General features: G+C 65.1%; 17 protein-coding genes. 10 read left to right on the plus strand and 7 right to left on the minus strand.

Annotated elements, in window-relative coordinates; all coding sequences use genetic code 11:
- Window positions 1-3 precede the first annotated feature (3 nt).
- Together NCS67_RS16155 and NCS67_RS16160 are read right to left on the minus strand one after the other, a co-directional pair.
- Window positions 4-480, minus strand: coding sequence for a hypothetical protein (locus tag NCS67_RS16155; protein ID WP_175979286.1), 477 nt, complete (start codon window positions 478-480; stop codon window positions 4-6).
- Window positions 481-680: 200 nt separating this feature from the next.
- Window positions 681-1526 carry an alpha/beta fold hydrolase gene (locus NCS67_RS16160; protein WP_250435708.1) on the minus strand — a complete coding sequence of 282 codons (846 nt, stop codon included), beginning with the start codon at window positions 1524-1526 and terminating at the stop codon, window positions 681-683.
- Between the two features lie 382 nt (window positions 1527-1908).
- On the opposite strand from NCS67_RS16160, the gene NCS67_RS16165 reads away from it, so the two are divergent.
- The gene (locus tag NCS67_RS16165; protein ID WP_250435709.1) at window positions 1909-3258 is read left to right on the plus strand and encodes a hypothetical protein; all 1350 of its coding nucleotides are present in this window, start codon (window positions 1909-1911) and stop codon (window positions 3256-3258) included.
- Here the strand turns inward: NCS67_RS16165 and NCS67_RS16170 are convergent.
- From NCS67_RS16170 to NCS67_RS16185, 4 genes are all read right to left on the minus strand, one after another.
- A complete protein-coding gene (locus NCS67_RS16170) occupies window positions 3225-3689 on the minus strand; it encodes a hypothetical protein (RefSeq protein ID WP_175979289.1) in 465 nt (154 codons plus the stop codon). The two genes, NCS67_RS16165 and NCS67_RS16170, sit on opposite strands and share 34 nt — an antisense overlap.
- A 254-nt stretch (window positions 3690-3943) precedes the next feature.
- A complete protein-coding gene (locus NCS67_RS16175) occupies window positions 3944-4771 on the minus strand; it encodes a shikimate dehydrogenase family protein (RefSeq protein WP_008353472.1) in 828 nt (275 codons plus the stop codon).
- 174 nt (window positions 4772-4945) lie between these two features.
- The gene (locus NCS67_RS16180; protein ID WP_250435710.1) at window positions 4946-6640 is read right to left on the minus strand and encodes a SulP family inorganic anion transporter; all 1695 of its coding nucleotides are present in this window, start codon (window positions 6638-6640) and stop codon (window positions 4946-4948) included.
- A 67-nt stretch (window positions 6641-6707) separates the two neighbouring features.
- Window positions 6708-7595 carry an NAD-dependent epimerase/dehydratase family protein gene (locus tag NCS67_RS16185; protein ID WP_250435712.1) on the minus strand — a complete coding sequence of 296 codons (888 nt, stop codon included), beginning with the start codon at window positions 7593-7595 and terminating at the stop codon, window positions 6708-6710.
- A 94-nt stretch (window positions 7596-7689) separates the two neighbouring features.
- Between NCS67_RS16185 and NCS67_RS16190 the strand changes: the two genes are divergently transcribed.
- The 6 genes from NCS67_RS16190 to NCS67_RS31895 all read left to right on the plus strand — a co-directional run bounded on the left by NCS67_RS16190 (window position 7690) and on the right by NCS67_RS31895 (window position 13801).
- Window positions 7690-9468 (plus strand): FAD-dependent oxidoreductase, encoded by a 1779-nt coding sequence (locus tag NCS67_RS16190; RefSeq protein ID WP_250435714.1) that lies wholly within the window; start codon window positions 7690-7692, stop codon window positions 9466-9468.
- Window positions 9465-11204, plus strand: coding sequence for an FAD-dependent oxidoreductase (locus tag NCS67_RS16195; RefSeq protein ID WP_250435716.1), 1740 nt, complete (start codon window positions 9465-9467; stop codon window positions 11202-11204). Before NCS67_RS16190 ends, NCS67_RS16195 begins: the two co-directional genes overlap by 4 nt.
- Window positions 11201-11812 carry an NIPSNAP family protein gene (locus NCS67_RS16200; RefSeq protein ID WP_250435717.1) on the plus strand — a complete coding sequence of 204 codons (612 nt, stop codon included), beginning with the start codon at window positions 11201-11203 and terminating at the stop codon, window positions 11810-11812. Before NCS67_RS16195 ends, NCS67_RS16200 begins: the two co-directional genes overlap by 4 nt.
- A 13-nt stretch (window positions 11813-11825) precedes the next feature.
- Entirely contained in the window at window positions 11826-12647 is an 822-nt protein-coding gene (locus tag NCS67_RS16205; protein WP_008353465.1) for a sugar phosphate isomerase/epimerase family protein, read from the plus strand.
- 58 nt (window positions 12648-12705) lie between these two features.
- On the plus strand, window positions 12706-13527 hold the full coding sequence (locus NCS67_RS16210) for an IclR family transcriptional regulator (protein ID WP_175979296.1): 822 nt from the start codon (window positions 12706-12708) through the stop codon (window positions 13525-13527).
- 142 nt (window positions 13528-13669) lie between these two features.
- Window positions 13670-13801 (plus strand): hypothetical protein, encoded by a 132-nt coding sequence (locus tag NCS67_RS31895; RefSeq protein WP_284504103.1) that lies wholly within the window; start codon window positions 13670-13672, stop codon window positions 13799-13801.
- Between the two features lie 5 nt (window positions 13802-13806).
- Here NCS67_RS31895 and NCS67_RS16215 read toward each other — a convergent pair whose 3' ends face one another.
- Window positions 13807-14442, minus strand: coding sequence for a helix-turn-helix domain-containing protein (locus tag NCS67_RS16215; RefSeq protein ID WP_250435718.1), 636 nt, complete (start codon window positions 14440-14442; stop codon window positions 13807-13809).
- Between the two features lie 198 nt (window positions 14443-14640).
- Between NCS67_RS16215 and amaB the strand changes: the two genes are divergently transcribed.
- The 3 genes from amaB to NCS67_RS16230 all read left to right on the plus strand — a co-directional run bounded on the left by amaB (window position 14641) and on the right by NCS67_RS16230 (window position 17775).
- Window positions 14641-16140, plus strand: a complete 1500-nt coding sequence (gene amaB / locus NCS67_RS16220) for an L-piperidine-6-carboxylate dehydrogenase (RefSeq protein WP_033536131.1) — start codon at window positions 14641-14643, stop codon at window positions 16138-16140.
- 7 nt (window positions 16141-16147) lie between these two features.
- Window positions 16148-17320 carry an NAD(P)/FAD-dependent oxidoreductase gene (locus NCS67_RS16225; protein ID WP_250435719.1) on the plus strand — a complete coding sequence of 391 codons (1173 nt, stop codon included), beginning with the start codon at window positions 16148-16150 and terminating at the stop codon, window positions 17318-17320.
- A 263-nt stretch (window positions 17321-17583) separates the two neighbouring features.
- Window positions 17584-17775: a hypothetical protein gene (locus NCS67_RS16230; protein ID WP_175979298.1), complete on the plus strand. Its 192-nt coding sequence runs from the start codon at window positions 17584-17586 to the stop codon at window positions 17773-17775.
- The last annotated feature ends 3 nt before the right edge of the window (window positions 17776-17778 follow it).

Consider the following 17778-nt stretch of genomic DNA (forward strand, 5'->3'; position numbering starts at 1 on the left):
GCGTCAGGCCGCAGCCGCGGCCATCGCCTTGAAGTTTTCCGGCGTCGCGAAGGCGAGATATTCGGCCTGCATGTCGGGTGTGAGGAATTCGAGCATCGTCGAGTTCTCGATCCAGAATTCGATGACGTGGAAGAAGTTGTCGCCGCGCGTGCAGCGCACCGCACGCCAGCCTTCGCGTTCGCCGATCGCGATGACTTCCTCTGCGTTCAGCTTCGTCGCGATGGCCATGTGGAACGCGCTGTACTGCGGGCGCTTCACCGTGTCCGCGCCATAGCTGACGCTTTCCTCGTGACCGCCGCCCGGCGTGATGACCTGATCGCTCGGATAGACCTCGATGATGCTGCCGCGATCGTCGCCGGCGACCGCCATCCACGCGCCGGGAAAGGGCGAGAAGGGCGCGGCGAAGCCATCCCACAGTTCGGCGAGCACTTGCGCGACGTGTTTCGGATCGTGGGCGGGAATGGAGGCGTGGAAGATCATTGCGATGGACTCCGGTGGACGTGGGGCGGATTGCGCGGCGATTGCAGAGCCGCGCGGTGGAATGTCGGTTCGCAGTGCTATGGTGTGCCGGGATTCTTCCAGAGTCTATTGTTATGAGTGTTTTCAAACGCGTCAGGACTCAGCGCTTATCCGACAAACGCCGAGCCTGTTATTAAGCCGCCGCAACAGAGCGGCAATCGCTACGCCGACGCAAACGCGCCGATATCCGCCGTCAGCCGCGCCGCGTCGCTCAGAAAGATGCCGTGCGGCGCGCCTTCATAGACGACGAGCCGCGCGTTCGGAATCAGGCGCGCCGTGCGCTGCGAAGTCAGTTCGAGCGGATTCGATTCGTCGCGATCGCCTTGCACGATGAGCGTCGGGACGTCGATGTCGCGCAACTCGTTGCGGAAATCGCCGCGATTGACGGTTTCGTTGCACGCGAAAAGCGCCTGATGCGACGTGCGCAATGCCATTTCCCGAATCCAGTCGATCATGGCCTGGGACGCGCCCGGCCCGGCGAAGGGACGCGCGTTGTCGGCCAGCCATTGCGGATAGTCCGTCGTCAAGTCGTGCAGGAAGGCATCGTTGTAGTCGCGGTCGATGCCGTCGGGATTGTCCGGCGTCTTCGCGAGCATCGGCAAGGTCGAAGCGATCAACGCGAGGCGCGCAACGCGCGTGCTGCCGTGACGCGTCAGATAGCGCACGGCTTCGGCGCCGCCCATCGAATAGCCGACGAGCGTCACGTCCGACAGATCGAGCGCATCGATGAGTGCGGCGAGATCGTCCGCAAGCGTGTCGTAGTCGTAGCCGCCGCCCGGATCGCTCGATCGTCCGTGGCCGCGCCGGTCGTAGGTGACGCAGCGAAAGCCCTGTCGCGTGAGCGACAGCATTTGATAGGCCCACATGTCGCCTGGCAGCGAATAGCTCGGAACGAAGACGATCGTCCTGCCGTTGCCCGGCGTGCCTTGCGGATGCCAGTCGCGATAGAACAATTCGACGCCGTCTGCGGTCGCGATGAAACCTGGGCGTGAGTGCTTTGCAGGCATTTCCGTCTCCTCGTCGATGAACAGTGTGAGTGCATCGTCGCAGGAGAAAGTGAGCCGGACAATTACGCCAGAGGTAATAGGCCGCATGCAAAAAAACGCCGCCCGGGGAGGCGGCGAGAGCGTCCGCTTGTGGGCTCGTTAGTCGAGTGCGGACGCTTGAGGAGACAGGGCGAATGAACTCAGTATGGCAAAGCGCCGCGCCGCACACAATCGCCGATTCGAATCACTGCATTTCAGCATGACCTGAAGATAGTTCGATATGCAGATTAAACGATCCGGCATTGCTATTTTCGGATTTATCTCGTGCTTTTCGGTATTCCTATGAACCTCGATTCATATAAACTCAGCACGCGTTTCAAACACCGTTCTATTGCAGTCATTCATGTATTCCGATTCATTCGCACCTCCGCTCTCTTTGTCCGATGCGGCCCACGCGCTGGCCGTCGCGCTCGACATCCGCCGCTCGGGCGACTGGCTCGCGCTCGAACGTTTCTGCGTCGAAGCACTGGAACGATTCCCGAGAGACTACGAGCTTCGCTGGCAACTGAGTCATTGCTATTGGCTGCGTCACGACAGCGTATCGGCGGAAGCGATCATGCGCGAGGCCGCGCGGCATCATCCGGACAATGGTCACGTGACCGGCGCAATCGCCATGTACCTCAACGAGCAGTCGCGCTACGGCGAAGCGGAAGCGATGTACCGTCTGGCGCTCTCGCAGACGCCCGATGCGGCCTGGCTCGCCGTCGATCTCGCCGACCTCGAATTGCGGCGCGGCGCGTGGCGCAGCGGCTGGATGCGCTTCGATCGCCGCACATCGGAACAGGGCGACAACGGCGTCGTCGCGCGCATGGAGCGGCTCGCGCCGGGCTGGCGCGGGCAGCCGCTCGACGGCAAGCGCGTCGTGGTTTACAGCGAACTCGGCCTGGGCGACGACATTCAATTCGTGCGGTACTTTCCGCAATTCGCGGAGGGCGTGCGAAGAAACGGCGGCGCGGCGCTATTGGCGGTGCGTTCGGCGCTGTATCCGCTGGTGCGGCGGTTCGTGCCGGACTGCGTGCAGATCGAAGCGCACGACTTCGGCACGGTCGATTACACCGTCGGCATGATGAGCCTGCCTGTCTGGATCGGTCTGTTGCCGCATCACGTCGAGGGCCGCGCGTATCTTCACGCCGCGCCTGAGCGCATCGACGCGTGGCGGCGCGAACTCGCATCGGACGGCACCCATGCGTTGCGCGTCGGTCTCGTGTGGGCGGGCAGCCCGACGCATCGTCGCGACGCCCAGCGCAGCATTCCCGTCGAAGCGCTCGCGCCGCTCTGGAGCCTGCCGAACGTCACGTTCCATCCCGTTGCGCCGGGCCGCGAAGACGATATTGCCGCAATGCGTTCGGCGGGCGCGCGTATCGCCGGCGTGCCCGACTATCGCGAGCAGTTTCATGATTCCGCCGCGTTCGTCAGCGCGCTGGATGTGCTCGTGACCATCGACAGTTCGCCGCTGCATCTCGCCGGCGCGCTCGGCAAGCCGGTGCTGGCGATGATCGATCGCGCGTCGCATTGGTGTTGGGGTGAAGACGAGACGCAGCCGTGGTACGACTCGGTGCGGCTCATTCGTCAGCGCGAACCGGGCGATTGGGCCCCGGTTATCAGGCGCGTCGCCGCGGCGGTGTCGGGGCGGCTCATCGGACGAGCGGCGCCGGAAGATCAGCAGGCGTCCGCGCCCGTCAGTCTCGGGTAGCCGGGCTGGCTGGAGTCGATCGTCGTCACGCAGGCACCCTCGTTGAGATCGAGCGGGCTGTCGATATCGCGCTTCGAGCCGTCCTTCATCTGCACACTGTAGCGGTAGATTTTCGCGGTCTGTTCCGGGGCCTTCTGGAACAGGTTCGTCAGGTCGAAGCTCAGGCCTGCGCCGCCGCCCACGCCGTTCCATCCATTGCCGCCGATGCCGCCGCCGCCCACGCCGACGGTCGGTCCGGAAGAAGAAGCCGTGTTCGTCGACACAGTCGTCAAATACTGTTTGCCGACAATGCGGCCGGTCGCGAGCGTGCCGTCAGCCGGCAGCGGCGCCGATGCGCCCGGTCCCGATGCGCACGCCGCGAGAACGGCACATGCGATGGCCGCGAAGCCAGCTCGCGCAACGCGTTGAATTGTTTTTCGATCCGAGTTCATTCCAGCCTCTTGCTTCCATTGCCCTCGATGCGAGCGCACGAGTCTTGTGGAATCGGCCGCTAGCGCCGGCGTGGCGGGAACGTGGCGCAGAAAAACGCCGCCTTCTAAAGGGCGGCGCTCGCCGATTCGTTCCGGAGCTTGCAAGCCGGCGCGCTTCGCGAGGGACGCGAATGCGCGGCGGGAATGTTGACTGATCGTGTTTCGCGATTGAACCAGATTGCTCCGATTCCTCGCACGGCAAACGGTCCCGCGATTCACCCCTTCAATAGATACGCGACGATCGCATCGCACACGCGCCCGAACATCTGCGTGCCGGTGACGGTCGTGCAGCCTCGCGCGCGGGCGGCCTCGATGAAAGGCGTGACCGGCGGCTTGGTCACGACATCGCCGACGAAGGTCGTCGGTGGCAGGCGCGAGACGTCGATCGGCAGCGGGTCGCCCGGACGCATGCCCGCCGGCGACGCATTCACGATGAGATCGTAGGTTTCGGCAGCCGAATCGTCGGCGACGCTCACCGCGCCGCGCCCCAGCGCAGCGAGGCGCGAGGCGAGGGCGCCGGTGCGCGCGGCGTCGAAATCGCGGATCGCGAGCGAGGCCACGCCCGCATCGACGAGCGCGTGGCCGATCGCCGAACCCGCGCCGCCCGCACCGATCAGCAGCGCGCGTTTGCCCTTCGGGTCGCAGCCCGCATCTCTCAACGCCGCCACCATGCCGATGCCGTCCGACGCGCCGCCGTGCCAGGTGCCGTCGGCATTGCGCTTCAGCATGTTGACCGCGCCGAGGAACGCGCCTTCATCGGTCAGCGAACGGCAGTATTCGGTCGCGCTGAACTTGTGCGGGACGGTGACGATCACGCCGTCGCAATTGCGCAGCGGCGCGATGCCCGCGAAAAACGCGCCGAGATCTTCGGGCGCGACGTGCGCCGGAATCACGATTGCATCGCGTCCCGCCGCACGCAGCGCCGCTGTTACGCCGGAAGGCGAGCGTACCTGCGCGATCGGATCGCCGACGATGAAATAGACGCGCGTCGCGCCGCTCAAGCCCGCATCGAGCGATGCGGAAAAAGAAGTGTCCTGCGCCATGCCTCGATTGCCTCCTGATCCGTGATCGGAAAATAGTGTGACCGCACTCGCTGAATGCTAGTTGAAAATGGAATGCTATTCAACAAAATTGCTACTTGAAGGAAGGCAACTAACGGTCTTCCCGAGTCGCGACCACCAAAAAACGCCGGCAGACAGACGGATGCCAACGCGCATTCAGAGAACGTTCGGCTCGTGCGCGCCCGGACTTGCGCCAGCCGCTGCCAGCGCTTCGTGAAGTGTGTCGTACACGTTCGATGCGCCGAGCGCGGGCGTCAGTCCGTGCCGGTCCATGTCGCTGCGCAGGAAGCGGTTCACGCGTCCGAATATCACGACGACGCCGCGTGCGCGCAGCGTTTCGACCAGTTCGCCGATGGTGCGGGCCGCCGAATAATCGAGGTCCGTGATCGCGCCGGCATCGACGACAAAATGGCGCAACTCGTCCGGCGCCGTATCGACGAGATTCGTCACTTCGGACGCGAAGAAGTGATCGTTCGCATAGAACAGATCTGCGCCGAAGCGATAGACGATCAGGTGCGGCGCGGTCATCGCGGCGGGCTTCGTCGGCTCGTACTGCCACGGTTTGCCGGGCGCGACGGGCGTGAGCACCATCGTGTGCGGATGATAGCTGTGGCGCACGTGCCGCAGCAGCGATAACGCCACCGCGAGCAGAATGCCGTGCTCGACGCCCACCATGACCACCGCAGCCGCCGTGATGAGCGCGAGCGCGAACTCGCCGGGGCTTTCCGCGCGAATGTCCTTCAGGCTTTGCACGTTGATGAGCCCGATCGCGATCGTGAACACGATGCCCGCCAGCACGCAATGCGGCAGATAGCGCAGATAGCCGCTCAAGAAGAGCAGCACGACGGCGACGACTGCCGCGAACACGAGCTGTCCGAACTGGCTGCGCGTGCCGGCGCGGTCGGCCATTGCGGTCTGTGTCGGACTGCCGTTGACGACGAACGTGCCGCTCACGGCCGCCGCCGCGTTCGCCGCGGCCAGACCGAGGATGTCGCTGTTGGTATCGACGTCCTCGCGATACTGCTGCGCGAAGACCCGCGCCGCGGCGGCGCTCTGCGCGATGATCATCACGAAGCACGACAGCGCGACCGGCACGAGGTCGAGCGATTGCTGCCAGGTGATGTCGGGAAAACGGATCGCGGGCAGGCCGCCATCGACCGGACCGAGCACCGAGATGCCGTGCGCGGCGAAATCGAACGCCTTGCTCGCGGCGATGCTGCCGATTACCGCGATGAGCGGCATCGGCAGGCGCGGCGCGAAACGCTTGCAGCCGAGAATCGCGACGACCACGGCCAGCGCGAGCACGAGCGTCGGTCCGTGCGCGTGCACGAGATGACCGAGCACGTAAGCAAGCTGGGCGAGACTGCGCGAGGACGGATACGGCACCGTCATGCCGAAGAGATCGCCGAGCATCGCGATCGACACCTGTACGCCGACGCCCGCGAGAAAACCGGTGAGCACCGTGCGCGACAGGAAATCGGCGAGAAAGCCGAGTTTGAAAAGCCGCGCGACGAGGAGCAGCGCGGCCGTCTGCAACGCGACCATGCCCGCCAGCGCGACGTATTGCGGGCTGCCCATCGCGGCCATCGACGAAACCTTGCTCGCGAAGATCGTCGCGGTCGCCGAATCGGCCGCGACGACCAGATGCCGCGACGCCCCGAACAGCGCAAACGCGATGAGCGGCAGGAACGCGGTGTAGAGGCCCGTCACCGCGGGCATGCCGGCGATGCGCGCATAGCCGAGCACTTGCGGAATGTCCATCGATGCGAGCGAGATGCCCGCGAGCGCGTCGCGCCACGCGGCGGCGCGGCTGATCGGCAGGATGCCTTTGAGCAGTGTCGTTTTTTGCATGCTGGCACCGTGTTCCTGAAGAGGCGATCGTGCCCCAAGGAACAGGCGGTGCCAAGACCCGCTTCATCTATCGATAGAACGCCACGGTTTGCCGCAATCCGTCGATCAGCGGCGTTTTCGGAAGGCCGGGCAGCGATCGGGAGAGCGCGGGATCGTCGGGAAAGGATGTCGCGATGGGCAACGGCGCGCCTTCTGCGTCGATGCGCGCGCCGGGCGCGATGCGCTCGAGCGTCGAGATCACGCTTTGCATCGGCGTGATGTCGCCTGCGAGCGTGAACGCGTGCGCGCCGTCGAACGCGGTCACGAGCGCGAGTTCGTAGGCGGCGGCGACGTCATCGGCGTAGACGAGGCCGGTCGCGCCCGTGAAGGGAATCGTGTACGGCTCGCCGCGCGCGGCCGCACGGCACGCGAGACTCGGACCCGCGCTCGAACCGGTCTCGCGTCCGGCGCCGTACACGACGAGCGGCCGGAATCCGATGCTCGCGATTCCATGATCGTGCCAGTACGCCCGCGCCGAGCCTTCGCACGCGAGTTTGAACGCGCCGTAGTGCGTCAGCGGAAAGGGCGTCGCGCCATCGTCGGGGCCGAAGACGCCCGCGCTGCTCGCGTAAAGCACCGAGCGCAAATTGCACGCGATGGCCGCATCGAACACGTTCAGCGTGCCGATCAGATCGATGCGCGCGCCGCGCACAGGATCGGCGGCGCACGCGGGCGTAAGCACGCCCGCGAGATGTACGACGGCATCGCAGCCGTCGAGCGCGTTCGCCACATCGCGCGCCTCGCCGATATCCCCGATCCGCCATTGCACGTCACCGGCGCGTTCGGGCGCGAGCGCGTACAGAAGGCGCGCGTCCTCGCGGACATCGAATGCGCGCACATCCATGCCGCGCGCGAGCAGCCGCCGCATGACCCACGCTGCCAGAAAGCCGCTTCCGCCTGTAACCAGCACTCGCATACCGTTTCTCCATCGTCTCAAAAAGAACTTGGCTTACGTCGCGTTTGTGGAATAGTATTCCAATATCAAAGAGAGTTCTACAGGAAGCGCGCACATGGCGGAGACACTGGACAAACTGGAACAGAACGAGACCTTCGATGTAATCGTGGTCGGCGCGGGCGGCGCGGGCATGTCGGCGGCGCTGGTGGCGGCGGTCGATGGCGCGCGGGTGCTGCTCGTCGAGAGCACCGAATACGTCGGCGGAACGACCGCGTACTCGGCGGGCACGACGTGGATTCCCGCGTCGAAGCACGCGGCGAGCGTCAATCGCGACGATTCGTCCGCGAATGCCGAAGGCTTTCTGAATCGCGCGGTCGGCGAGCGCAGCAGCGCCGCGATGCGCCGCGCGTTCCTCGACGCCGGCCCGAAGGCCGTCGCGCACATCGAAGCGAACTCCGATGTCAAATATCGCGCGCGGCCGTTCCATCCGGACTATCTGTCGGAAATCGAAGGCTCGACCTTGCGAGGCCGCGCGCTGGAGCCGCTGCCGTTCGACGGCCGCAAGCTCGGCCGCGCGTTCTCGCTGATTCGTCCGCCGATTCCCGAATTCACCGTGCTCGGCGGCATGATGGTCGACCGCGACGACGTCGGGCATCTTTTGAACATGACGAAGTCGTTGGCATCGTTCAGGCACGCGGCGAAACTGCTCGCGCGTCATGCACGCGACCGCATGAGCTCGCCGCGCGGCACGCGTCTCGTGATGGGCAACGCGCTGATCGGGCGTCTGCTTTACTCGCTGCTTCAGCGCGGCGTGACCGTGCTGACGAGCACGAAGGTGGAGGCTTTGCACGCGGGCGCGAATGGCATCGAAGCCGTGACGCTGAGCCAGATCAACGAGCGTCGGCGCGTCAACGTGAAGGGCGGCGTGATTCTCGCGAGCGGCGGATTCAATCGTCATCCGATGCGGCGCGCCGAGATGCTGCCGGGCGCCGATGCGGCGTGGTGTCCCGGCGCGCCCGGCCACAGCGGGAACGCGCAGGATCTCGCGCTCGCGGCGGGCGCGCGCTTCGGCGTTGGCGCGCTGTCGAACGCGTTCTGGGCGCCGGTCTCCGTGCGCAAGCGCGCCGACGGTACGACCGCCGTGTTTCCGCACTTCATCATGGATCGCGGCAAGCCCGGCATGATGACCGTCGACAAGTCCGGCAGGCGGTTTCTCAACGAAAACACGTCGTATCACCTGTTCGGGATTGCGATGCAGACGGCGAACAAGACGACGCCCGCCGTGCCCGCCTATCTCGTCACGGACTCCGAAGGATTGCGCAAGTACGGCCTTGGCATGGTGCGTCCGGGCGGCAAGGGACTCGCGCCGTTTCTCGCCGATGGCTATCTCGTCGAAGGCAAGACGCTCGACGAACTGGCGGACAAGCTCGATATCGACAAGGCCGGTCTCGCCGATAGCGTCGCGCGCATGAATCGCTACGCGCAAACCGGCGTCGACGCGGATTTCCAGCGCGGCACGACCGATTATCAGAACGCCAACGGCGACGCCAACTGGACCGGCCCGAACAAGTGCCTCGGTCCGATCGGCCAGGCGCCGTTCTATGCGGTGCGGCTCTATCCGGGCGATATCGGCGCGGCGACCGGCCTCGTTATCGATACCGACGCGCGCGTGCTCGACCGCGACGACCGGCCGATCGTCGGCCTCTATGCCTGCGGCAACGATGCGCAATCGGTGATGGGCGGCGTGTATCCCGGCCCCGGCATCACGCTCGGACCCGGTCTCGCGTTCGGCTATCTCGCGGCGCGCCACGCGACGTCGCGCGCGAAGCAACCGAAGCAGGACGAAGCGCTCGATTTTCCGGTCGATCTTTCAATGCACGCGCACGCCAAATGAAGCTCGAACCGATTCTCGAATGCGACGTCCTCGTGCTCGGCTCCGGCGCGGGCGGCTTGTCGACCGCGGTCACGGCGGCCACGCGCGGCCAGTCCGTGCTCGTCTGCGAGAAGGAAGACGTGTTCGGCGGCACGACCGCGTGGTCGGGCGGCTGGATGTGGATTCCGCGCAATCCGCTCGCGACGCGCGCGGGCATCGTCGAGGATGAAAGCGCGCCGCGCACGTATCTGAAGAGCGAACTCGGCGCGCATTTCGATGCCGCGAAAGCCGATGCGCTCATCGAGCACGGTCCGCGCATGATCGAATTCTTCGAGCGCAATACGTCGATGCGTTTCATCGACGGCAACCGCATCCCCGATTTCCACACGACGCAAGGCGCGGCGACGGGCGGCCGCTCGGTCTGCGCGATGCCGTTCGACGGACGCGAGCTCGGCCCGCTCATCGACAAGCTGCGTCCGCCGCTCGCCGAAGTAACGATCAAGGGCATGGCGATCGCGTCGGGACAAGACCTCGCGCACTTCCTGAACGCGACGCGCAGCGCGAAGTCGGCGTGGCACGTCGCGAAGCGTTTCGCCGCGTTTGCGTGGCACATGCTGCGTTATCGGCGCTCGATGCATCTGGTGAACGGCAATGCGCTCGTCGCGCGGCTGCTCAAGTCGGCGGCGGATCGCGGCGTCGATCTGCGCACGCGGGCGAAGGCGGTATCGCTGACGCGCGAGGCGAATCGCGTGACGGGGGCGCGCGTCGAGATCGATGGCGTCATGCACGACGTGCGCGCGCGGCGCGGCGTCGTGCTCGCGTGCGGCGGTTATCCGCACGACGCGAAGCGGCAGACCGAAACGTTTCCCGTGATGCCGCACTGGTCCGCCGCGCCCAAGAGCAATACCGGCGATGGCATTCGCCTGGGCGAAGCGGCGGGCGCGCATTTCGACGCGTCGCTCGAAGCGCCCGCCGCGTGGGCGCCGGTGTCGCTCGTGCCGAAATCCACGGGACGCGAAGTCGCGTTTCCGCATCTGATCGAGCGCGCGAAGCCGGGTCTGATCGCCGTCACGCGCGCGGGCAGGCGCTTCACGAACGAGGCGTCGTCGTATTACGACTTCATCTCCGCGCTCATCGGCACGACGTCGCCGGGCGAAGAGACGTGCGCGTGGCTCGTCTGCGATCACCGGTTTCAGCGCCGATACGGCCTCGGTTTCGCGAAGCCGTTTCCGTTTCCGCTGCGGCCTTACGAACGCTCGGGATATCTCAAGTCCGCGCCGACGCTCGAAGCGCTGGCGCAGCAATGCGGCATCGATGCGCGCGGCCTCGCCGATACCGTGGCCACGTACAACGGCTACGCGAAAGACGGCTTCGATCCGCAGTTCCACAAAGGCTCGACGCCGTATAACCGCGTTCAGGGCGATGCATCGCACAAGCCGAATCCGTGTCTCGCGCCGATCGTCGATGGGCCTTTTCACGCGGTGAAGATCGTGCCGGGCAGCCTCGGCACGTTCGCGGGTTTATCGACGGATGCGCGCTCGCGTGTTCTCGACGACATGCGCGCGCCGATTCCCGGCCTCTACGCGGTCGGCAACGACGCCGCGAGCATGATGGGCGGCCACTATCCCGCAGGCGGCATCACGCTCGGCCCAGCGATGACCTTCGGCTATCTCGCGGGCCTCGAACTGGCCGAACCGGCGCGCGAGGACAGCATCACGAATCTCTCCAACTTCCATCAGGCAAGGACTCTGCAATGACTCTGTACGACACGGTCACGTTGACGGTGAAGATCGGCGCGAACGCGCAGGTCTTCGAAAACATCAAGGCAAGCGGCGATGCGTCCGGCTCGAAGCTGCTCGGCTGCTGGTATTCGGATATCGGCGCGCTCGGCAAGGTCATGGTGCTGCGCGGCTTCGAATCCGAAGCGGCGCTGATCGGGGAACGCCGGCGCTTGCTGCTCGAAGGCAATCCGTTCGGCTGCGGCGAGTTCATCACCGATGTCGAAGTGAACAGCTACGCGCTCTTTCCCTTCCTGCCGCCGATCGAGCCGGCCGTGCACGGCGGCATCTACGAGATGCGCGTCTACGGCACGAAGCTCGCGAGCCTGCAACACACGATCGACGCATGGCAGAACGCCGTGCCTGAGCGCACGAAACGCTCGCCGCTCATCGGCGCGATGTACGCGCTCGACGGCACCGTGCCGCGCTTTCTCAACATCTGGCCGTACAAGAGCGTGGACGAGCGCTCGCGGATTCGCGCGGAAGCCGTGAAGGACGGCATCTGGCCGCCGAAGGGCGGACCGGCGCATCTGACGACGATGGAATCGACCATCTACGTGCCCGCGCCGTTCTCGCCGCTGCGCTAACCGGAGATTGTCGATGTCACGACGCAAGCTATCTCTGTCCGCGCTGACGATCCTCGAACTGACGCCGCCGCAGATGGTCGAGTGCGCCGCGCAGGCGGGCTACGACTTCGTCGGCCTGCGCCTCGTGCCCGCGACCGATACGGAAGTGCGCCACGAGATCGTCGGCGCGACGCCGCTGAAACGCGAGACGCTCGCGGCTTTGCGCGATACCGGCATCGGCGTGCTGGATGCCGAAATCCTGCGCCTCAAGCCCGACACGAACGTCGCCGATTACGAACCGATGCTCGCAACCGCCGCCGAGCTGGGCGCGCGCTACGTGCTCGTCGCGGGCAACGATCCCGACGAGGCCCGCACGGCCGAGCGGCTCGCCGCGCTGTGCGATCTCGCGAAGCCGTATGGCCTGTCGCCGTCGCTCGAACCGATGCCCTGGACCGACGCGAAAGACATCGTGCAGGGCGCGCGCATTGTGAAAGCGGCGCAGCGCGCGAATACGGGCCTCATCGTGGATCCGATCCATTTCGACCGCACGGGATCGTCGACGCGAACGCTGCGCGAATTGCCGCGCGAATGGTTCGGTTACGTGCAGTTCTGCGACGCGCCCGCCGAGCGCCCGAGCGATCTCGAAACGTTGCTGTATCAGGCGCGCGCCGAGCGGATGATTCCGGGCGAGGGCGGCCTCGATCTCGCGGGCATTCTGCGCGCGTTGCCCGACGATCTTCCGCTCTCGCTCGAAGTGCCGATGAACGAATGGGCGAAATCGGCGAGCGCGCTCACGCGTGCAAAACGTCTGCGCGAGGCGACGATTGCATGGCTGGAGGAAACATACGCCGGTTGAATTCCGAGGTGGAATCGTGTTCTCATTCCGAATCATCGGAACTTCGAGAGACTGAAAGATGGCGGGAAATCTGGAGCGGGCGTTGTCGATCATCGAATTGCTGGCGAAAAACGGCGGGCGGATGCAACTCGCCGCCATCGCCGACACGCTCAATATTCCTCGCAGCGGCACGCATCGCCTGCTCGCGATGCTGATCGACGAAGGGTACGTGCGGCAGGACGAGGATCACGGCGAATACATGCTCGCGCTCAAGCTCGTGTCGCTCGCGCTCATCTATCTGTCGACGGGCGGCGTACTCGACGTGTCGCAGCCCGTGCTCGACCGGCTCGCGGCGCAATCCGGCGAACTGGCGCGGCTGGGCGTCGTCGAGGACGATCACATTACGTTCGTCGGCAAGGCGCAGGGCGCGAAGTCGGGGCTGCGCTACGACCCGGACATGGGCAGCCAGCCGCCCTTGCATTGCACGGCGAGCGGACAGGCGTGGCTGTCGTCGCTTTCCGATGAGGAGGCGCTCGAACTCGTGTCGAAGCAGGGCGGGCTCGGCAAGCCCGGCTCGGGCGGACCGAAGGCGCCGAAGACGATCCAGCAGTTTCTCGCCGATCTGCAGGCGGCGCGCAAACGCGGCTACGGCATCGCGAGCGAGACGTACGAGGCCGGCATGACGTCGATGGCCGCGCCGATTCATCATCCGGTGACGGGCGTCGTCGTGGGCGTCGTGAGCCTCGCCGGGCCGACGAGCCGTTTGCCGGAGGCGCGTCTGAAGGAGCTCGCGCCCGCGCTGCTGGAAGCGGCGTCGGACATGGGCGCGGCGACGTTGAGTTCGCCCTATTTCAAGCGGTCGGCGGCGAAGGTGGAGGGGAAGGCTGTCAGTGCAGGCTGATGCTGGATTAGCCCGAATGGACGAGGGGACGCGGGGAAAACGCCTGCATTATCATCGTTTTCATCATGAAACGAGAATTTGAAATGCCTACTCCACTCGATCCGATCGTGTCCGAATTTGCCACTGTCTGGCGGCGGTGGAAATGCGTCTCGTCGTGTCGATGCTGACGGCGAACTTCACCGCGCAACTCGTGACGAATCCCGCCGATATCCACGAGGTCTGCACCTTCACCGTCGGCCCGAACGAAATGCCGATGCCTCTTTTCCTGCGATGAACGCGTCAGCCAGCGTCCACGGCATCGCGCGCGGATGAGGGCGCCGGCACGCCGCCTGTGGCCATCCACAGCACTTCGGCGTCTTCGTCGCTCGTCGAAATCGCCGCGTGGCCGGTGCGGCTGTCGAAGTAGATGCTGTCGCCGGCATGCAGATGCGTCGGCGCGTAGAGTTCGGAATAGAGGCACACGCTGCCGCTGATCACGTAAAGAAACTCCTCGCCTTCGTGACGGCCCCAGTCGTCGAACGCATCGAGCGTGTGCGCCGAAATGCGGATGCGAAACGGCAGCATCGCCTTGTGCGCGAGTTCGGTGGCGAGCAATTCCATCTGATAGCCGCGATACGCGTGGCGCTGTCCTTCGTTGCGGCGCGTGAGCGCGCGCCGGCCGCTCGCATTCGACGCGGGCGCGGTGCCGAAGAGTTCGGCGAGATCGATCTGCAGGCCGCGCACGATTTTCTGAAGCACGTCGAAGGTCGGCGACATCAGCCCGTTCTCGATTTTCGACAGCGCCGAGCGCGACACGCCGCACATGCGGCTTGCGGTTTCGAGCGTCAGGTCGTGCGCGAGCCGCGCGCGTTTCACGCGGGCACCGAGATCGGACGCGGATTGTTCGGGCGAATTCTTGGTGCCGGGGCTGGACATGGGAACGTGTGGGAGCGCTTTGTTTCCGATAATAACATCGCGCAAAACGGCGGCGAACGGCCCGCATCTGGTGACAACCCTAATATTGACGGCTGTTGTGAGCGCCATCGGCAGCGCGTATAGTCTCCTGACTTCCGAAAGTTTCTTATCAGAAACTTTTGCTCCGACGAACGAACCCGCTTCGCAAGGACTTTCATCGTGAATGCACAATCGATTCTTTCCGACCTCGGCATCGCGAGCCTCGTCACCGATGGCGATATCGCCGTCACTTCCCCGATCACGGGCGAAGTCATCGGCCGCGTGAAGCAGAACACCACCGCCGACGTCGACGCCGCGCTCGCCGCCGCCCGCACCGCGTTCGCCTCGTGGCGCAACGTGCCCGCGCCGCGCCGCGGCGAACTCGTGCGCCTGCTCGGCAATCGGCTGCGCGAGAAGAAGGAGGCGCTCGGCCGGCTCGTGTCGCTCGAAGCGGGCAAGATTCTCCAGGAAGGCTTGGGCGAAGTTCAGGAAATGATCGACATCTGCGATTTCGCCGTCGGTCTCTCGCGCCAGTTGTACGGCCTGACGATCGCGTCGGAGCGGCCGGGTCATCGCATGGCGGAGACGTGGCATCCGTTCGGCGTGTGCACGATCATCTCGGCGTTCAATTTCCCGGTCGCGGTGTGGTCGTGGAACGCGGCGCTCGCCCTCGTGTGCGGCAACGCGGTCGTGTGGAAGCCATCGGAGAAAACGCCGCTCACCGCGCTCGCCGTCGACCGCATCCTGCGCGATGCCATCGATGAATTCGGCGCGGCGCCTGCGGGCCTCGCGTCGGTCGTCATCGGCGGGCGCGAGGTCGGCGCGGCGCTCGTCGCGGACAAGCGCTCGGACATCGTCAGCGCGACGGGCAGCACGGAAATGGGCCGCAAGGTCGGCGTCGCGGTCGCGGAACGCTTCGGCCGCTCGATCCTCGAACTCGGCGGCAATAACGCGGGCATCGTGTCGCAGACGGCCAATCGCGATCTCGCGCTGCGCGGCATCCTGTTCTCGGCGGTCGGCACGGCAGGGCAGCGCTGTACGTCGCTGCGGCGTCTTTTCGTGCACGAAAGCATTTACGACGAAACCGTCGCGCGTCTGAAAGATCTCTACGCCAAAGTGCCCGTCGGCAATCCGTTGGAGCAGGGCGTGCTGATGGGCCCGCTCATCGACGTGCAGGCGTTCGCGCGCATGCAGGACGCGCTCGAACAGGCGAAGGGCGAAGGCGGCAAGGTGACGGGCGGCGAGCGCGTGACCGTGAAGGGCCACGAAAACGGCTACTACGTGCGCCCGGCGCTGGTCGAAATGCCGTCGCAGACGGAGGTCGTGCTGAAGGAGACCTTCGCGCCGATTCTCTACGTGATGCGCTACACGGATTTCGACGAAGCCATCGCCGCGAACAACGCCGCCGCGCACGGATTGTCGTCGTGCGCGTTCACCACCGATCTGCGCGAGGCCGAGCGCTTTCTGTCCGCATCGGGCAGCGACTGCGGCATCGCGAACGTGAACATCGGGCCGAGCGGCGCGGAAATCGGCGGTGCATTCGGCGGCGAGAAGGAAACCGGCGGCGGCCGCGAATCGGGCTCGGATGCTTGGAAAGCCTACATGCGCCGCGCGACCAACACGATCAACTACTCGTCGGAATTGCCGCTCGCGCAGGGCATCGACTTCAATCTGAGCTGAGGCCAACGTGAGTTCGAGCGTTGTCATCGTAGGTGGCGGCGTGATCGGCAGCTCGGTCGCGTACTTTCTGCGCGCATCGGACCCGACCGTGCACGTCACCGTGATCGAGCGCGACCCGACTTACGCGCGTTCGTCGTCGGCGCTGTCGGCGGCCTCGATCCGGCAGCAGTTCTCGACGCCGCTTTCGGTACGCATGTCGCTCTTCGGCATCGACTTCCTGCGTTCGATCGGCGAGCGGCTCGAAGTGAACGGCGAGCGCCCGTCGATCGATCTGCACGAAGGCGGTTATCTCTTTCTGGCGACGGCGGCGGGCGCGTCGACGCTGCGCCAAAACCACGCGTTGCAGCGAGCGCTCGGCGCGGACATCAGCCTGCTCGACGCCGCGCAACTGCGCGCGCGTTTTCCGTGGCTCAACACGGACGATCTCGCGGCGGGCGCGTTCGGCGAGAGCGGCGAAGGCTGGTTCGACGGCTACGGTCTCGTGCAGGCGCTGCGTCGCAAGGCGCAGGCGCTCGGCGCGCGTTACGTGACCACGGAAGTCGTCGGCATCGAACGCGAAGGACGGCGTGCGAACGCCGTGCGCGCGGCCAACGGCGAAACGTATCCATGCGATGTCGTCGTGAACGCGGCGGGTGCGTGGTCGCGTCCGGTCGCGGCGATGCTCGGCATCGACATTCCGGTGTTCGCGCGTCGGCGCAGCATCTTCAATGTGTCGTCGCCGGCGACGCTCGAACGCGCGCCGTTGCTGATCGATCCCACGGGCGTCTATTTCCGTCCTGAAGGGCGCACGTATATTTGCGGCACGTCGCCCTCGGCGGACAACGATCCCGACGACCTGCCGCTCGACGAAGTCGATCACGCGCTCTTCGACGACGTGATCTGGCCGACGCTCGCGCATCGCGTGCCGGCGTTCGAGGCGCTGCGCGTCGAGCGTTGCTGGTCCGGCTATTACGAATACAACGTGCTCGATCAGAACGCGATCATCGGCCATCATCCGGATGTCGATAATTGCATCTTCGCGAACGGGTTCAGCGGACACGGCCTGCAACAAGGCCCGGCAACAGGGCGCGGCGTCAGCGAACTGATTTTGCGCGGGCGTTACGAAACGCTCGATTTATCGCCGCTCGACTGGACTCGCGTGCTGGAAGGCCGGCCGATCGTCGAAAAGAATGTCGTATAACTGATAGAAGACTGCCAACGCCGCTTTCCATAATCGATGATTCAAGTCTGCCCGGTCATGCACCGGGCATTTTTTTCGCTACGAAACAGACAGGCGGATTGGAACCGGTTCGGATTTGCGTTGCGAACGGGCATTCTTATCATCATCGTCAGGCTGGCGGGCTTCGTCCATTAATGAAATCCACTAGGGCCAGCCGCTTTCGATGAGTGCATTCTGAATCTGTCAAAACGCTTTTTTCGCGCTTCATAGATAGGAGACAAAACATGGAAGCCAATACGAGCGCGCATTTCTACGCCTGGATCGACGACGGCGAGCTGCCGCACGACACGAGCGTTCCGGTGTCGCATCGTTCGAGTCAGGTATCGGCGGAACCCGAATATATCGCAGAGATTTGCGGACGTTTCGGCAAGACCGATGAGGAAAAAAACTCCTGCGTCATTCGCGGATATAACTGACGC

The organism is Caballeronia sp. ATUFL_F2_KS9A (assembly GCF_023630765.1).
GTDB lineage: Bacteria > Pseudomonadota > Gammaproteobacteria > Burkholderiales > Burkholderiaceae > Caballeronia > Caballeronia zhejiangensis.

What these genes read in the sequence shown, in the direction of transcription:
- NCS67_RS16170 (WP_175979289.1), bottom strand. Translation starts at nt 3,689, where the DNA reads ATGAACTCGGATCGAAAAACAATTCAACGCGTTGCGCGAGCTGGCTTC.
- NCS67_RS16195 (WP_250435716.1), top strand. Translation starts at nt 9,465, where the DNA reads ATGAAGCTCGAACCGATTCTCGAATGCGACGTCCTCGTGCTCGGCTCC.
- NCS67_RS16180 (WP_250435710.1), bottom strand. Translation starts at nt 6,640, where the DNA reads ATGCAAAAAACGACACTGCTCAAAGGCATCCTGCCGATCAGCCGCGCC.
- NCS67_RS16210 (WP_175979296.1), top strand. Translation starts at nt 12,706, where the DNA reads ATGGCGGGAAATCTGGAGCGGGCGTTGTCGATCATCGAATTGCTGGCG.
- NCS67_RS16175 (WP_008353472.1), bottom strand. Translation starts at nt 4,771, where the DNA reads ATGGCGCAGGACACTTCTTTTTCCGCATCGCTCGATGCGGGCTTGAGC.
- NCS67_RS16165 (WP_250435709.1), top strand. Translation starts at nt 1,909, where the DNA reads ATGTATTCCGATTCATTCGCACCTCCGCTCTCTTTGTCCGATGCGGCC.
- NCS67_RS16190 (WP_250435714.1), top strand. Translation starts at nt 7,690, where the DNA reads ATGGCGGAGACACTGGACAAACTGGAACAGAACGAGACCTTCGATGTA.
- NCS67_RS16230 (WP_175979298.1), top strand. Translation starts at nt 17,584, where the DNA reads ATGGAAGCCAATACGAGCGCGCATTTCTACGCCTGGATCGACGACGGC.
- NCS67_RS31895 (WP_284504103.1), top strand. Translation starts at nt 13,670, where the DNA reads ATGCGTCTCGTCGTGTCGATGCTGACGGCGAACTTCACCGCGCAACTC.
- NCS67_RS16160 (WP_250435708.1), bottom strand. Translation starts at nt 1,526, where the DNA reads ATGCCTGCAAAGCACTCACGCCCAGGTTTCATCGCGACCGCAGACGGC.
- NCS67_RS16200 (WP_250435717.1), top strand. Translation starts at nt 11,201, where the DNA reads ATGACTCTGTACGACACGGTCACGTTGACGGTGAAGATCGGCGCGAAC.
- NCS67_RS16155 (WP_175979286.1), bottom strand. Translation starts at nt 480, where the DNA reads ATGATCTTCCACGCCTCCATTCCCGCCCACGATCCGAAACACGTCGCG.
- NCS67_RS16185 (WP_250435712.1), bottom strand. Translation starts at nt 7,595, where the DNA reads ATGCGAGTGCTGGTTACAGGCGGAAGCGGCTTTCTGGCAGCGTGGGTC.
- NCS67_RS16205 (WP_008353465.1), top strand. Translation starts at nt 11,826, where the DNA reads ATGTCACGACGCAAGCTATCTCTGTCCGCGCTGACGATCCTCGAACTG.
- NCS67_RS16215 (WP_250435718.1), bottom strand. Translation starts at nt 14,442, where the DNA reads ATGTCCAGCCCCGGCACCAAGAATTCGCCCGAACAATCCGCGTCCGAT.